Here is a 211-nt window from a genome sequence, read left to right as displayed (position 1 = left end):
CAATGTAAGATTGTGTTTTCGGAAGTTCTTGCACTTCTGTTTCAACTAACAATGACACAAAGTATTTGCCAGAAGGGTTACGTCTAACTGTAGCATTTAAAATACGCCCCTCTACTTCGCGACTTTTGGCAAATCGAACAAGGCCTAGTTTCGGCAACTTTATTTTGTTCCCTACAACGGCAATGTTTTCATTTGTTTGTTTTGTGGTATA

Annotated in this window: 1 pseudogene; it reads right to left on the bottom strand. The window is 38.4% G+C overall.

Annotated elements, in window-relative coordinates:
• A pseudogene (locus tag MR168_RS33270) lies at nt 1–211 on the bottom strand (IS200/IS605 family element RNA-guided endonuclease TnpB); the annotation flags it as partial.

The sequence above is a fragment of the Bacillus cereus group sp. BfR-BA-01356 genome (assembly GCF_022663635.1).
Lineage (GTDB): Bacteria > Bacillota > Bacilli > Bacillales > Bacillaceae_G > Bacillus_A > Bacillus_A cereus.
The sequence above is the reverse complement of the archived record's forward strand: the minus strand, read 5'-3'. Positions and strand labels throughout refer to the sequence as shown.